Below are 16,206 nucleotides of genomic sequence, written 5' to 3'. Positions count from 1 at the left end.
TCTCTTGATTTTTTTAGCTGCCTGATTCAATTGTAAAATGCTGTAAATTGTTATCCTTAAAAAATTACGAATGCTTGTTTTCATGTTATAATAGACTCTAGAGTACAGATGGAGGGGGAAGTGGCATGGAGATTGCACAATTACAAGTGACAACGGCTTATTCGTTATTGGCGAGTACTATTCGTATTGACGAGCTTGTGAAAACAGCCAAAGAACGTGGGTTTACCTCTCTTGCAATCACAGATTTAAATGTGATGTCAGGTGTTGCTGAGTTTTATCAAGCCTGTCAAAAGCAGCAAATCAAGCCGTTAATTGGTTTAACAATAGAATATCGCGAGTCCACTCAAGAGGATCAGGATGTCCGCTTAATCTTATTAGCAAAAAATCAGCTGGGGTATCAAAACTTATTAAAAATTTCGACTGCCAAAATGGAGTTAGAGCCGACTGAGCATTATTATTATAAGCAGTTCCAAGAGCATTTACATGATTTGGTAGTAATTATCCCTGATGAACAATCAACGATTGCCACCTTGTATCAAGAGCAGCGAACCGAACAACTCAATCAGACTCTTGCCAACTTAAAGCAGCAGGTGGATGATGACAGTTTATTTGGCGGGGTGTCACTTTATGAAGAAGAACCTCGTAAACAGCACTGGTTAAAAGTTCTGGCTAGTCATCAAATTAAAGAAGTGGCGCTTGAAGATGTTCGTTATTTAAATCCTAGTGATGATTTTTCCTTGAAGGTTTTAAGGCATATTGATGAGGGGACGCGGATTGGTCCAGAACACATTCAACAAGCAGGGCATTATTTTTTGTCTACTGCTGCGGATTTAGAAGATAAATACGAAAAAAATCAATTGATAAGCGCCTTGGCAAATACCCAGAAAATCACAGCTCTTTGTCAGTTTGAGATGATGTTCCACCAGACCTTATTGCCTCACTTTGATGTTCCCAAAGGAGAGACAGCTGCTAGTTATCTGCGAAAAATTTGTCAGGAAAACTTGCCACAACGAGTGAAAAATCCTGACCAGCGCTACCTTGATCGTTTAGAATTAGAGTTGTCAACCATTAGCGATATGGGATTTGATGATTATTTTTTAATTATTTGGGATGTGATGAAGTTTGCAGCTGAGCAAAAAATTGTCATGGGACCTGGTCGGGGGTCAGCAGCTGGTTCACTAGTCTCTTTTGTGACAAGTATTACCGAAGTCGATCCAATTGAGTATGACTTATTGTTTGAACGTTTCCTGAATAAAGAGCGTTATACCATGCCCGATATTGATCTGGACATTCCTGACAATCGGCGTGATGAGGTTCTTCACTACGTCAGTCAGAAATATGGCCACCATCAAGTGGCACAAATTGCTACATTTGGCACGATGGCTGCTAAGATGGCCTTGCGTGACGTCTGTCGCGTTTTCGGCTTATCTCAGAACGAAGCTAATCAATGGTCTGGAGCGGTCCCTAGCGTCCTTAAAATCACCTTAGAAGAGGCATTTAAACAATCTCACAAGTTACAGCAACTAGTAGAAGACAGTGAACGTAATAAGTTGATTTTTGAAGTAGCAGTTAAAATTGAGGGCTTGCCCAGACATGTGTCAACTCATGCAGCTGGTGTGGTGATTAGCGACCAAGATTTAACTAGTTTGGTTGCCTTGCAGCTTGGCTCCAATCAAATTCCCTTAACTCAATTTACAATGGGAGACGTGGAAGCGATTGGCTTGCTGAAAATGGACTTTTTAGGCCTGCGCAATCTATCTATTCTGGACGATACGATTCAACAGATTAAACGGGTCTATAAAGAAGAAATTATTTTGAAAGATTTGCCAATGGATGATAAAAAGACCTTGGATATTTTTTACAAGGCTCAAACTGTTGGGATTTTTCAGTTTGAGTCAGCAGGGATTAAAAATGTTCTGCGCAAGTTAGGACCGACCTCAATTGAAGATGTAGCTGCGGTTAACGCACTTTATCGACCGGGGCCAATGGATAACATTGACTTGTTTATCTCTCGAAAAAAAGGGGAGGTGCCAGTCGATTACCCTCATCCAAATTTGCAAGAAATACTCGATGTGACCTATGGTGTTATTGTTTATCAGGAACAGATTATGCAAGTCGTTTCCAAGATGGCGGGCTTTTCTTATGGCGAAGCGGATATTTTGCGTCGGGCCATCAGTAAAAAGGAAAAAACGGTGTTAGATGAGCAGCGTCGTCATTTTGTTGAAGGCTCTTTAAATTTAGGTTATTCTGAGGGTGTGGCTAATCAAGTTTATGATTATATTGAGCGTTTTGCCAACTACGGATTTAACCGATCTCATGCCATGGCCTATTCCTTTATCGCCTATCAAATGGCCTATTTAAAAGTCCATTACCCAGCTCCTTTTTTTGCCTCCTTACTTCATTCCGTAAGGCACAACCTCGGGAAAATAAAAGAGTATATTACGGAAGCTAAGCGGTTTGGTCTAAAAGTAAAAGGACCTGATATCAATCAAAGTCGTTACAGTTTTTTTCTAGAGAAAAATGCGATTCTTTTCGGTTTTAGCTCATTAAAAGGGATTCGAAAGGACTTTATCCGTAATGTCTTGGACGTTCGGAAAGCTGATGGTCCATATAAATCCTTGGATAATTTTCTTTTGAGGATTGATCGAAAATGGCTAAAAGAAGACAATATTTTACCATTAATTTATATTGGCGCTTTTGATTCCCTTCACGGTAACCGTAAGCAACTGGTCGTTGATTTAGAAGGGATGATTAAAAATATTTCGTTCAGTGGTGGCAGTCTAGATCTTCTTTCCATCTTAAGTTTGAAGAAGGAAACCGTCAGTGATTATTCCATTGAAGAAAAACTGGATCAAGAAGAAACTTATTTGGGAACGTATTTGTCCGGCCATCCAGTAGACGAATACCAGACTTTGCGAATTGTCAAAAATGCTCGTTCAATCGATCAGGTGGAGATTGGCAAGCGAGGTAGTATTTTGGTTTACAGTCGCCAAATACGCGTGATTCGCACTAAAAAGGGCGAGCAAATGGCGTTTATTGAAGGCAATGATTCAACTGCAGAAATTTCTGTAACGATATTCCCTCAACTTTACCGTAAAATTGGGAATGATTTACATGAAAATAAAGTTTATTTTGTTGAAGGGAAGGTGGAAAGAAGTACGTACAATCAAGCTTTACAGATTATCGGTGAAACGGTCGTTTTGGCCGAAAGTTTCAAAGAGAGCATCGGTTCAAAGATTTGCTATTTAAAAATTAGTAGGGGACAGGAAACGCGAGATGTCTTAGACCGCATCAAAGAAACTCTAGAGAAACATCCGGGAAATAACCCAGTGATTATCTTTGACGAACAAAGTGCCCAAAAAATTGCGTTATCTGACGAATTTTGGGTAAAAGAGACCGTTGAGCTAAAAAATAAGTTATCCTATTTAGTGGATAAGCAGAATATTATTTTTAGGTGATAAAGGGTTTATCTACGTGTTTTCATGTTTTTTCATGATTTTTTCTGTTTTACAAAGACTTTTCATTTAAAAAATGGTAGAATGAATTCGAGGTTTAAGTATTAAATACATTTAACCGTCTTTTCTAAAGCAGTTTCAAAATAATTATTGAGGTGAAAGTTGAATGAAACGTATCGCTATTTTAACAAGCGGTGGGGACGCCCCAGGAATGAATGCGGCCATCAGAGCGGTAACCCGCAAAGCAATCTTTGATGGACTAGAAGTTTACGGAATTAATTACGGATTTGCCGGTCTAGTAGCTGGAGATATTCGTAAATTAGAGATTGCTGATGTTGGCGACAAAGTGCAACGTGGGGGTACATTCTTGTATTCTGCCCGTTACCCTGAGTTTGCAACAGTTGAAGGGCAATTAAAAGGGATTGAACAATTAAAGAAATTCGGCATTGAAGGCTTGGTTGTCATCGGTGGCGATGGTTCTTACCACGGTGCCATGGCATTAACGAAACATGGTTTCCCGGCTGTTGGGATTCCTGGTACAATCGACAATGATATCCCTGGAACTGATTTTACTATTGGTTTTGATACTGCTATTAATACGGTGTTGGAATCAATTGACAGAATTCGTGATACGGCAACATCTCATGTTCGGACATTTATTATTGAAGTAATGGGCCGCAATGCTGGTGACATCGCTCTTTGGGCTGGTGTGGCTGGTGGTGCCGATGACATCATTATTCCTGAACATGAATTTGATATGGCTTCTGTGGCTAAGAAAATCAAAGAAGGTCGTGACCGTGGCAAAAAACATTGCTTAATTGTTTTAGCTGAAGGTGTGATGGGCGGTAATGATTTTGCTGATAAACTAGCTGAATATGGTGATTTCCATGCCCGTGTGTCTGTTTTAGGCCATGTGGTTCGTGGGGGTTCTCCCTCTGCTCGAGATCGGGTTTTAGCCAGTAAGTTTGGTTGGAAAGCTGTTGAGTTATTAAAAGAGAACAAAGGCGGATTGTGTATCGGTATTCGCGACAATGAAATCGTGGCAACTGATATTGTTGACACCTTAGAGAATGGGAAACACCATCCTGATTTGTCATTGTATACATTGAATCAAGAAATTTCTTTCTAGTAACACCTTAACTTTGTTATTAAATAATTTGAATATAGGAGCGTTTTATTAATGAAAAAAACGAAAATTGTTTGTACCATTGGACCAGCTAGTGAAACAGTTGAAATGCTAGTAGACTTGATGAATGCGGGAATGAACGTTTGCCGCCTTAATTTCTCTCATGGTGATTTTGAAGAACATGGCAATCGTATTAAAAATATCCGCGAAGCATCAAAAATTTCAGGTCATCGCGTGGCGATTTTATTGGATACAAAAGGTCCAGAAATTCGCACACATGACATGGCTGGCGGTCAAAAAATTACAATCGTTAAAGGTTCAAGTGTTCGCATTGCAATGAGCCAAGTTGAAGGAACACCGGAAAAATTCTCAGTTTCTTATGAAGACTTAATCAATGATGTAGAAGTTGGTACTCATATCTTATTAGATGATGGTTTAATCGACTTAGAAGTAGTGGAAATCGATAAAGCTGCCAATGAATTAGTGACAATCGCTCAAAATGAAGGTCTTTTAGGTAGTAAAAAAGGGGTTAACGTTCCTGGTGCTTCAATTAACTTACCTGGTATTACTGAAAAAGATGCGGCTGATATTGAGTTTGGTATCGCTCAAGATGTTGATTTTATCGCAGCAAGTTTCGTTCGTCGTGCAAGCGATGTATTGGAAATCACTGATATTTTAGAGAAAAACGACGCAACTCATATTCAAATTATTTCTAAAATTGAAAACCAAGAGGGTGTTGATAAACTTGACGAAATCTTACGCGTTTCTGATGGTTTGATGGTTGCTCGTGGTGACTTAGGTGTGGAAATTCCAACTGAGGAAGTGCCTATCGCTCAAAAATTAATGATTAAAAAATGTAATGAACTTGGCAAACCAGTTATTACTGCGACACAAATGCTTGATTCTATGCAAAAAAATCCTCGTCCAACTCGTGCTGAAGCGAGTGACGTTGCCAATGCTATCTATGATGGTACAGACGCTATTATGTTATCAGGTGAAACAGCTGCTGGCGATTACCCAGTTGAATCAGTGAAAACAATGACAAGTATTGCTGAACGTACGGAAGAAGCTCTTGTTGATCAAGATGCATTCGCACTTAAAAAATACAGCAAAACTGACATGACAGAAGCGATTGGTCAATCTGTTGGTCATACTGCTCGTAACTTGGGAATTAAAACAATCGTCGCTGCAACAGAATCTGGTCACACAGCTAAAATGATCTCTAAATACCGTCCAAAATCACATATCGTGGCTTTGACATTCAGCGAGCGTAAAGCACGTGGCTTAGCACTTACTTGGGGTGTTTTTCCAACGGTTACTGGCAAACCTGAATCAACGGATGACATGTTTAACGTGGCAACTGAAATTGCAAAAGAATCAGGTTTTGCAAAAGAAGGCGAATTAATCTTAATTACTGCTGGTGTTCCAGTAGGTGAACGTGGTACGACTAACTTGATGAAAATTCAATTAATTGGCTCTAAATTATTAGACGGTCAAGGGATTGGCCGCGATTCATTTATCGGTACCTCTGTTGTTGCTAACTCTGCTGAAGAAGCCAATAAATTCGCAGTTGAAGGTTGTGTGTTAGTTGTTAAAACAACTGATAAAGATTACATGCCTGCAATCGATTTAGCTGGGGCTTTGGTAGTTGAAGATGGTGGGTTAACATCACATGCGGCTGTTGTCGGTATCGCTAAAGGAATTCCAGTTATCGTTGGAGCTAAAGATGCGACAACTGTTATCGCTAATGACACACTTGTGACTATCGATCCACGTCACGGTATGATTTTCAGTGGTGCAGCTAGTGTTTTAGCTTAATAGAAGTGATTATTTAGTCAGGAAGAAAATTCTTCCTGACTTTTTTGGGTGTTATCTAAAAAAATTGGGTGAAGACCGCTTTTCTTATGCATAAATTATGATTTTATTGGGAAGATATCAGGTTTTTATCGGGAATTCCTGTCATTTTATGGTAGAATGGAGGAAGCAGTTTTGAGCTGATACAGGATAGTTAAACAAAATAAATCTGTAAGTAAGCTTAATATATGACGGAAAGAGTGTGAACGAGTGAATAACAAACATAATAATGGGATTCCTTATAGTCGCCATATTATTTCTTTAATTTGCGTGGCGATAATCGCTGGTGGTGGTGCTTATCAACTAAATGAAATTAAACATGAGCGAGAAAAGGTAAATGAAGTGAATCGCTACCCTCATTCGTCTGATCTGGAAAAAGTAACAAGTACTTATGAAACAATTGTATCTGATTATGTCGGTGAGATTGATAAAGAAGCCTTGATTGATGGTGCTATTAAAGGGATGACAACGGCTTTGGATGATCCTTATTCGGATTATTTTAGCGGGGATGATGCTGAAAGTTTGAACTCGACGATTGACGGCAGTTTTGAAGGAATTGGCGCAACCATGAGCATGGAGAATGAACAGCCGGTTATTGCAGAAAAACCGATGAAAAACTCGCCCGCCGAAAATGCTGATCTGAAAATAGGTGACATCATTACAAAAGTGGACGGTAAAGAAACAAAAGGACGGACATTAAATGATGTGGTGGAGACGATTAAAGGGAAAAAAGGAACTGACGTGACCTTAACGATTTTAAGAGGGGACGAAACCTTTGATGTAACCCTTACCCGAGATGAAATAGCCTTGGAAACGGTCAAAGGGACTCTCGATGAAACAGATAAGACCGTTGGCTATATTGAAGTTAAAAGCTTTACGAAACATACGGCAGAAGAGTTTGAAGAGGCTGTGACAGCTTTGCGAAAAGACGGTGCGAAATCCTTTGTGGTGGATGTGCGAAATAATCCTGGTGGTTTATTGGATCAAGTAGCTAAAATGTCTAGCATGTTCTTGAAAAACGGTAAGACGATTGTTAGTTTTGAAGATAAAGACCAGAATAAGCAGGAGTTGGTGGCTGGTAAGGAATTGGACGGTGGTTTCAAAATCAAGGAACCGACAGTTGTTCTGGTAAACGGCAGCAGTGCCAGTGCATCAGAGATTTTTGCAGCTGCTTTAAATGAGTCAGCTAAGATTCCCGTGATTGGCAGCACAACCTTTGGTAAAGGCACGGTTCAAACAGTTAATTCACTTGAAAATAATACTGATTTGAAATTAACAACTAGTAAGTGGTTAACGCCTAAAGGAGAATGGATTCACGAAAAAGGATTTGAGCCTAGTGTTAAAGTTGAGTTACCTGATTACTATGAATCGAGTGCCATTGATCGTAAAGAAAGTTATGAAGAAGGAGCAAAAAGCCCAGAGATTAAGAATTTGAATCTGGTACTTAGTGGGATAGATGAGTCTGTTTCAGCTGACTCAGATACTTATACAGCCGAAACCATTGAAGCTGTCAAAAAAGTCCAAGAAACTGATAAATTACCTGTGACTGGGATTGTGGATGATGAGACTGCCTCAGCCATTGAATTAAAATTAATTAGCAAGATGACCGCAAAAGACTTGCCGTATGAAAAAGCCTTGGAAGAAGTAAAGAAATTAAAATAGTCACAGAGTAAAAGTAACAAGATGGGAGTGGCAGATGAGAGAACGACTAATTGAAGTGACGTTATATTGGCTTAAAATGATCGTCCTTGCCGGCGTTTTAGTGTTTTTAATACGAGGTTTCGTCTTCATTCCCATGGAAGTTGAAGGCAATTCAATGGCTAAAACACTGCGACAAAATGATCAAATTGTGTATGAAAAATTTTCCCGAATTAAACGATTTGATGTGATTATTTTTAAATTACCCGATGGAAATACCTATATCAAACGAGTGATTGGCATGCCAGGGGAGCATATTCAGTACACAGATGATGAATTGCTAGTCAACGGCAAAAGGGTTGAGGAAGATTTTCTTGGTCAAGCGAAAATAAAACGTAGCAGCAATCAATACACCACTAATTTTGATACAGCAGATATACTGTCTCAAAAAGAAATACCAAAAGATTCTTACTTCGTTTTAGGTGATAACCGTCGCTTAAGCAAGGATAGTCGTTCTTTTGGAGAAGTCCAGAGTACCCAAGTAATTGGGAAAGCTCGCATGGTATACTACCCATTAAATGATTTTGGGTTAATCAGATAGAAGATATGGAGTGTGCGTAAATGACAATTCAATGGTTTCCAGGTCATATGGCGAAAGCCCGCCGAGAAGTAACTGAAAAATTAAGGTATGTTGATATAGTGCTGGAGTTGGTTGACGCTCGTTTGCCAATTTCAAGTCGAAATCCGATGATGGATGAAATTATCCAACAAAAACCACGTTTGGTTTTATTAAATAAAGCAGATTTGGCTGATGGTCGTGAAACTCAAAAATGGCAACAGTATTTTGAAAGACAAGGCCACCGAACCCTTATTATTAACTCAAATGAAGGCCGTGGTATTAACAATATTGTGCCGGCCTGTAAAGAAGTGCTGCAAGAAAAAATTGCAAGACAGCTGTCAAAAGGCATGAAACCCCAAGCGGTTCGCGCCATGGTTATCGGTATTCCCAACGTTGGAAAATCCACCTTGATGAACCGCCTAATCAAAAAGAATGTGGCTAAAACCGGTAATCGTCCAGGCGTTACAAAAGGACAACAATGGTTAAAAGCCGGCAAAGATTTGGAATTATTAGATACACCAGGAATTTTATGGCCAAAGTTTGAAGACCAAGAAATTGGCCGAAAATTGGCATTAACTGGTGCGATTAAAGACGACTTGCTCCATATGGATGATTTAGCTTTATATGGTCTTCGCTTTTTTAATCAGTTTTACCCTGACGAACTGGCAAAACGTTATCAGTTTAGTGAGACAGAAGCAGCACTGTCTGATGTTGACCAACTTCTTTTAATTGCTAAAAAGCGTGGCTTTAGAGATGATTATGAACGAGCTAGCTTAATGATTATTCGGGAACTTAGAGATGGAATGTTAGGCCGATTCACTTTGGATCGTTACGATGAAATGGGAGCTGAGAGAAATGAGTAAGCCGGCACCAATCGCTGAAATCAAGGCGAAATTGAGCCATATACACATGTCTGACGATCCTTATATTTTAGAATTGGAACAAGATTCTCGTAAGGGGGTTGCCATGCTTTTGGTGGCTTTTCACAAACGCCTGGCGAAGGCTGAAGCTTTACGTTTGGAAGCTCACACTCTGCGTCATTTTGAGCGACAAGCTATTCAAAAGGGGTATCAGGTAATTGCTGGGATTGATGAAGTGGGCCGTGGTCCATTGGCTGGACCAGTCATCGCAGCAGCTGTTATTTTACCTAATAATTGTGAATTATTAGAAGTCAACGATTCTAAAAAATTATCCGAGAAAAAAAGAGACAGTTTGTTTACTCAAATTTGTGAAACTGCTGTGGCAGTTGGAATTGGCATCGTGGACGAAGAAACCATAGATCAGATTAATATCTATCAAGCGACTAAGCTTGCCATGAAGGAAGCCGTTGAAAAATTATCGTTTACACCGGATTATTTGTTATTGGATGCTATGAAATTAGAAGATGTACCGATCGCCCAAGAAAGTATTATCAAAGGTGATGCTAAAAGTGTGTCGATTGCTGCGGCAAGTATAGTAGCAAAAGTCACCCGTGATCGCTTAATGAAAAAATATGGGGAACAATATCCTGGTTACAGTTTTGAGAAAAATGCTGGTTATGGCACAAAAGACCATCTGGCTGGTTTAGACGAATTCGGACCGTGTCCCATTCATCGTAAAACCTTTGCTCCAGTCAAAAACTTTTTTGTTTAAAAAATGACTCGCCTTCTTTTTTGCGTATCTTTATTATAGATACTAAAAAGGAGGCTTTTTTATGGATGAATTGGATTTTTTTATTTATCGGATGAAACATGTTCGCGGAATTGGGAATAAGGGTTTATTAAAAGTGGTTGCTTTTGCGTTAGAAGGGGATTGGCAATCAATTACGGCCAGTGAATGGCTAACAATTGCGCAAGTTAAAACTAATTACCGGCATGAGTTCTTAAAGTCCTTTGATCGCTCAAGAAGTGAGATTAGTAACTTATGGCAAACTTATCAGCGGGATGGTTTTTTAACAATCTTATCAGAGAACTATCCGCTTTACTTAAAAGAAATTTATAATCCTCCAGTGGGGCTCTTTTATCGTGGGAATCTTGATTTATTAAAGAAACCAGCTTTGGCCATGGTTGGATCTCGTGTAGCAACGGGTTATGGCAAGCAAATTGTCAGTAATTTAGTTCCTGAATTAGTCGAAAAGTACGTCATTGTCAGTGGGCTGGCCAAAGGAATTGATACCAGTGTTCACCAACAGACTATCCGACATCAAGGGCAAACAGTTGGCGTTGTTGGCACAGGTTTGGACGTGGTTTACCCTCAGGAAAATTTTCGGTTGCAACAGTATCTGGCTGATAGGCATCTTCTTTTAAGTGAATACCCTCAGGGGACTGCTCCACTGCCTTATCATTTTCCAGCACGCAATCGAATTATTGCCGGATTAGCTCAGGGAACTATTATAATAGAAGCAAAACAAAAAAGCGGCAGCTTAATTACTGCTCAATTAGCCCTTGAATCTGGTAGAGAAGTTTTTGCAGTCCCAGGAAGTGTCATCGATGGTCACTCAATAGGCTGTTTGGAGCTGATTCAACAAGGAGCAAAATGTGTCATAAAGGGCCGGGATATTTTGGAAGAATTATCACTTTAATCGTGAATTTTTTGTTAATTAAGGAACAAATGTTGACAAACCCGTGTAATATGACATAAGATTGAAACGATTCGGTTAATGAATAATTTGTTTCTATAATTAAATAAGAAGAGTTTATTGAAAAAGGTGGTAATTAACTACATGGCATATAAATATCTAGTGATCGTTGAGTCACCAGCCAAAGCAAAAACAATTGAAAAGTATCTTGGAAGAAATTACAAAGTCGTGGCCAGTGTGGGTCATATCCGCGACTTACCTAAAAGTAAAATGGGTGTGGATGTCGAAAACAACTACGAACCTCATTACATTTCCATTCGTGGTAAAGGTCCGGTTATCAAAGAATTAAAGAAGTATGCAAAAAAAGCTGAAAAAGTCTATCTCGCAAGTGACCCGGATAGAGAAGGGGAAGCTATTGCTTGGCATTTAGCTCATTTACTGGATTTGGATTTAGCGGATAAAAATCGAGTTGTTTTTAATGAAATCACGAAGGATGCTGTTAAGGCGGCCTTTAAGGAACCACGTTCAATCAATGTGGATTTAGTTGATGCACAACAGGCCCGTCGGATTTTGGACCGTCTAGTTGGGTATTCTATTAGTCCCATCCTCTGGAAAAAGGTTAAAAAAGGCTTGAGTGCTGGCCGCGTTCAATCAGTTGCCCTTAAGATCATCATGGAGCGGGAAGCTGAAATCAACGCTTTTGAACCGGAAGAATATTGGAGCATCAACGGTAATTTCTTGAAAAAGCGTAAAAAGTTTAAGGCGGGTTTCTATGGCATTGACGGCAAGAAAACCAAATTAAGTAATGCAGATGATGTTAAAGAGGTAACAAAACGTCTAAAAACAAAAGACTACACCATTGAAAAAATCACGAAAAAAGAACGGAAGCGTAATCCGGCTAAACCATTTACGACAAGTAGTTTGCAACAGGAAGCTGCTCGTAAATTAAACTTCCGAACACGAAAAACCATGATGGTAGCCCAACAATTATATGAGGGTATTAATCTTGGTAAAGAAGGAACGGTTGGGTTAATTACTTATATGCGTACCGATTCCACACGTTTGTCTGATGTCTGTAAGACAGAAGCGGCAGAATACATTGAAACAACATACGGTAAGGAATATTCCGTCGGGATTAAAAAAACGGCTGCTAGTGAGAAAGGGGCTCAAGATGCCCATGAGGCAATTCGTCCTTCAAGCATTATGCGAACTCCTGATTCTTTAAAAGACCGCTTGGATAAAGATCAAATGAAATTATATAGTTTGATTTGGTCTCGGGTAGTGGCAAGTTTAATGACTCCTGCTGTACTCGATACGATGCGGGTGAATTTGGTTCAAAACGGTGTGATGTTCGTAGCTAATGGTTCTAAAATTAAATTCCACGGCTTTATGAAAGTTTATGTTGAAGGAAATGACGAAGGTAAAGAAGAAAAAGAAAACATCTTGCCTGATTTAGAAGAAGGTGAAATTGTTAAAGTAGTTGACTTGGAGCCTAAACAGCATTTCACTCAACCGCCAGCTCGTTTTAGTGAAGCTACACTAATTAAGACCTTGGAAGAAAACGGTGTAGGTCGTCCATCGACTTATGCGCCTACTTTAGAAACAATTCAACGACGTTATTACGTTAAACTCGTTAGCAAGCGATTTGAACCGACTGAACTAGGGGAAATTGTCAATGGCTTGATTGTTGAATTCTTCCCGCAAATTGTTGATGTAAACTTTACAGCTTCCATGGAACAAGACTTGGATAAGATTGCTGAAGAGCAAGAAGAATGGGTCAAAGTCGTCGATAAGTTCTATAAACCTTTCGCTATTGAGTTAGAAAAAGCGGAAGAGAATATGGAAAAGATTCAAATTAAAGATGAGCCTGCTGGTTTTGATTGCGAGTTATGCGGCAATCCAATGGTGATTAAATTAGGCCGATACGGTAAATTCTACGCTTGTAGTAATTTCCCTGATTGTCGCAATACTATGGCAATTGTAAAAGAAATTGGCGTTAAATGTCCGACCTGTAAAGAAGGGGAAGTTATTGAGCGTAAATCCAAGAAAAATCGCTTATTTTACGGTTGTAGCCGATATCCGGAATGTGAGTTTACTTCGTGGGATAAACCGATTGCTCGTAGTTGTCCGAAATGTGAGCACTACTTAGTTGAGAAAAAAGTGAAGGGCGGTAAACAAATCGTCTGTAGCGACTGTGATTACAAAGAGGATGTACAAAAGTAAATAAGCATCAGTTCCGTAACAAACATGAAAACAGAACGAATAGGACAGCCACAACAGTGAGCTGCCCTATTCTTGATTAATAGAGGAGATGTGACAAAATGACAGAAGTAAATGTAATTGGTGCTGGTTTAGCTGGTAGTGAGGCTGCTTGGCAAGCAGCAGAGGCTGGTGTAAAGGTAAATCTTTATGAAATGCGTAAGATAAAAAAATCTCCTGCTCATCACACTGAAAATTTTGCTGAGTTAGTTTGTTCCAATTCGTTGCGGGCAAACAACATAACTAACGCTGTAGGCCTTCTAAAAGAGGAAATGCGACGTTTTAACTCAATAATCATCCATTCAGCTGACGAAACAGCCGTGCCCGCAGGCGGTGCCTTAGCGGTGGATCGTGAGACTTTCTCACAAACCATCACCGATAAAATTCGTAATCATCCTAATATCACTGTGATTGATGAAGAAGTGACTGCGATTCCCGAAGGAATTACGATTGTTGCCACAGGTCCTTTAACGGCAGAGGCTCTAGCTGGAGAGATTGCTGAATTTACCGACTCTGACGGTTTGTATTTTTATGATGCCGCCGCTCCAATCATTGATAAAGCGTCAATTGATATGGATAAAGTCTATTTAAAATCACGTTATGATAAGGGGGAAGCAGCCTATCTCAATTGTCCAATGAATGAAGAAGAATTTACCGCTTTTCGTAATGAATTAATCAATGCGGAAGTTGCGCCACTGAAAGAATTTGAAAAAGAAAAATTCTTTGAAGGTTGCATGCCAATCGAAGTGATGGCTAACCGTGGAGAAAAAACCATGCTGTTTGGTCCTTTAAAACCGGTTGGTCTGGAAGATCCAAAAACTGATAAGCGTCCTCATGCTGTCATTCAATTACGACAAGATGATGCCGCTGCCTCATTGTACAACATTGTTGGTTTCCAAACCCATTTAAAATGGGGTGAGCAAAAACGAATCATTCAGATGATTCCTGGTTTGGAAAATGCTGAGATCGTCCGTTATGGCGTTATGCATCGCAATACCTTTATGAACTCTCCTGAACTATTGGAACCAACGTATCAATCTCGTAAACGAGACGACTTGTTTTTTGCTGGTCAAATGACTGGAGTAGAAGGCTATGTGGAAAGTGCTGCTAGTGGTATGGTAGCAGGAATTAATGCTGCTAAGCTTGCTAAGGGTGAAGCACCAGTCATTTTCCCTCGGGAAACAGCTGTAGGAAGTATGGCTTATTATATTACTCATACAGCAGGTAAACATTTTCAACCAATGAATGCTAATTTCGGTATTTTTCCGGAACTGCCTGAAAGAATTCGCGATAAAAAAGAACGATACACCGCTATCTCAGAGCGTGCCTTAGCAGCGACTGCTGATGTATTAAGTTCAATATAGCAGCCAAACAAACCCCTCATCAGGCGATTTGCTGATGAGGGGTTTGTTGATTAATGAAAGGAGTCAAGATGAATAAGTTAACTAATTATTTAAAAAAAGCAAAATTTTGGAACATGGTTTTATTGGTTTTTGGAGCCGTTAATGGGGTCATGAGTCTTGTGGAGGTACCTGCAATTTTTAATCCGGAAACGCCCGTAGATATGAATAACCCATCTTTAGCAAATGTTACCGATCCGGCCATCATTCACACAGTTGAGAAATCACTGGCTATTTTAGCTAATCCATTTTATCAGTTCTATACGATTGTGATGCTTTTGATTAGTTTAGTTTTAGTGGCAACTTTTTTTCAAAATCATCATAGATTTGCTCGTGGGAAAGCTGTTATGGTGTGGCCATATTACTTGCAGGTATTTAAGTTAGTGTTAGCAGTTGTGGCCAGCTTTTTAACTGGCTCTGCACTCATCAGCCCAACTCTAACCTTAACAACCTTTTGCCTTAATGGCGCTTGGGCTTTGCCAGCAGTTTTAGTTCTTTATTACTTAAAACAATCGATTAAGTGATCATTTTTTTTGAATGTAGGGCTAATTGCTGGTTCTTTATGCTATCAATAATTTCTGTAGCATAAGGGACTTGACTGTGGTAGTCATGATGAACCTCACGTGTTAAGGTAATAAGATTACTTTCATGGTCACTGCCGCCTTGAGAAACAAGCACTAAATGATGGACGTCTAATTGGCCATTACTAGCTGGAATTCGCACGCCGTATTTGTTGGTTAGAGCTAGATCCTGGCCTGTTCCCCTACAAAAGAAACGATCCCGACAAGCAATCCGATAGGGCAGAGCAGCCATTGTGCGATTGCGAAATGTAGCTTTAGTATAAGCCCGAGAGCAACGATCTGAACAAAAGGATCGTCTTGAACCAATCAGGGAGTCACCACACCATTTGCAACTTTTAGGGTCTTCTCTTAGATCAAGACTGGCAGTTGGAGGTTCACTGTCAAAGTTGATGCGGTACTCCCTGATACTTAACCACTGGCGAGTATAAGTATCTCCTGTTAGCCTCAGTTGACTACCTTTAGCTTTATAGTGGAAATTGGCTGGTAATGAATCCAGAACTTGATTAATTTGAGTTTTACGGTCAGGTAGTGTAAAGGCAGCTAAACTATTTTTATTTGTTAAGGGACCAACTCCAAATTGGCTAATTGACCGACACTTAAAGCAAATATAAAAACTTTCTCCTACATTTTCATCGGGGAAAAGTAAATCAAGTTTGCGAGAGCATTTTGGGCAATAGGCTTTTAGTGATTTAAATCGATAATAAGTCATTGTAACAT

12 protein-coding genes are annotated in these 16,206 nt (G+C 39.6%); 11 read left to right on the top strand and 1 reads right to left on the bottom strand.

Translation table 11 applies throughout. From position 1 onward, the window contains the following. Positions 1-125: 125 nt before the first annotated feature. The 11 genes from dnaE to RWN13_RS07430 all read left to right on the top strand — a co-directional run bounded on the left by dnaE (position 126) and on the right by RWN13_RS07430 (position 15,432). Entirely contained in the window at positions 126-3,458 is a 3,333-nt protein-coding gene (dnaE, locus tag RWN13_RS07480; protein WP_314061858.1) for a DNA polymerase III subunit alpha, read from the top strand. A gap of 163 nt (positions 3,459-3,621) precedes the next feature. After that, positions 3,622-4,584 carry a 6-phosphofructokinase gene (gene pfkA / locus RWN13_RS07475; RefSeq protein ID WP_314061857.1) on the top strand — a complete coding sequence of 321 codons (963 nt, stop codon included), beginning with the start codon at positions 3,622-3,624 and terminating at the stop codon, positions 4,582-4,584. Positions 4,585-4,635: 51 nt separating this feature from the next. Then, the gene (pyk, locus tag RWN13_RS07470; protein ID WP_314061856.1) at positions 4,636-6,399 is read left to right on the top strand and encodes a pyruvate kinase; all 1,764 of its coding nucleotides are present in this window, start codon (positions 4,636-4,638) and stop codon (positions 6,397-6,399) included. A gap of 246 nt (positions 6,400-6,645) precedes the next feature. Continuing rightward, positions 6,646-8,097 carry a S41 family peptidase gene (locus tag RWN13_RS07465; protein WP_314061855.1) on the top strand — a complete coding sequence of 484 codons (1,452 nt, stop codon included), beginning with the start codon at positions 6,646-6,648 and terminating at the stop codon, positions 8,095-8,097. Between the two features lie 34 nt (positions 8,098-8,131). Next, positions 8,132-8,674, top strand: a complete 543-nt coding sequence (gene lepB / locus RWN13_RS07460) for a signal peptidase I (RefSeq protein ID WP_314061854.1) — start codon at positions 8,132-8,134, stop codon at positions 8,672-8,674. Positions 8,675-8,694: 20 nt separating this feature from the next. Continuing rightward, positions 8,695-9,555, top strand: coding sequence for a ribosome biogenesis GTPase YlqF (ylqF, locus tag RWN13_RS07455; RefSeq protein WP_314061853.1), 861 nt, complete (start codon positions 8,695-8,697; stop codon positions 9,553-9,555). Then, positions 9,548-10,324 carry a ribonuclease HII gene (locus tag RWN13_RS07450; protein WP_314061852.1) on the top strand — a complete coding sequence of 259 codons (777 nt, stop codon included), beginning with the start codon at positions 9,548-9,550 and terminating at the stop codon, positions 10,322-10,324. Before ylqF ends, RWN13_RS07450 begins: the two co-directional genes overlap by 8 nt. Before the next feature lie 61 nt (positions 10,325-10,385). Continuing rightward, a complete protein-coding gene (dprA, locus tag RWN13_RS07445; RefSeq protein WP_314061851.1) occupies positions 10,386-11,252 on the top strand; it encodes a DNA-processing protein DprA in 867 nt (288 codons plus the stop codon). 141 nt (positions 11,253-11,393) lie between these two features. Continuing rightward, entirely contained in the window at positions 11,394-13,472 is a 2,079-nt protein-coding gene (gene topA, locus RWN13_RS07440) for a type I DNA topoisomerase (RefSeq protein ID WP_314061850.1), read from the top strand. 98 nt (positions 13,473-13,570) lie between these two features. Beyond that, positions 13,571-14,872: an FADH(2)-oxidizing methylenetetrahydrofolate--tRNA-(uracil(54)-C(5))-methyltransferase TrmFO gene (gene trmFO, locus RWN13_RS07435; protein WP_314061849.1), complete on the top strand. Its 1,302-nt coding sequence runs from the start codon at positions 13,571-13,573 to the stop codon at positions 14,870-14,872. Between the two features lie 68 nt (positions 14,873-14,940). Further along, positions 14,941-15,432 (top strand): hypothetical protein, encoded by a 492-nt coding sequence (locus RWN13_RS07430; protein WP_314061848.1) that lies wholly within the window; start codon positions 14,941-14,943, stop codon positions 15,430-15,432. Here the strand turns inward: RWN13_RS07430 and RWN13_RS07425 are convergent. Then, entirely contained in the window at positions 15,425-16,198 is a 774-nt protein-coding gene (locus RWN13_RS07425) for an HNH endonuclease (RefSeq protein ID WP_314061847.1), read from the bottom strand. The two genes, RWN13_RS07430 and RWN13_RS07425, sit on opposite strands and share 8 nt — an antisense overlap. Between the last annotated feature and the right edge of the window lie 8 nt (positions 16,199-16,206).

Origin of the sequence: uncultured Vagococcus sp., from assembly GCF_963518325.1 — a bacterium.
Classification (GTDB): Bacteria; Bacillota; Bacilli; order Lactobacillales; family Vagococcaceae; genus Vagococcus_D.
Note: the sequence above shows the minus strand (reverse complement) of the source record. Positions and strands in the feature narration are given on the sequence as shown.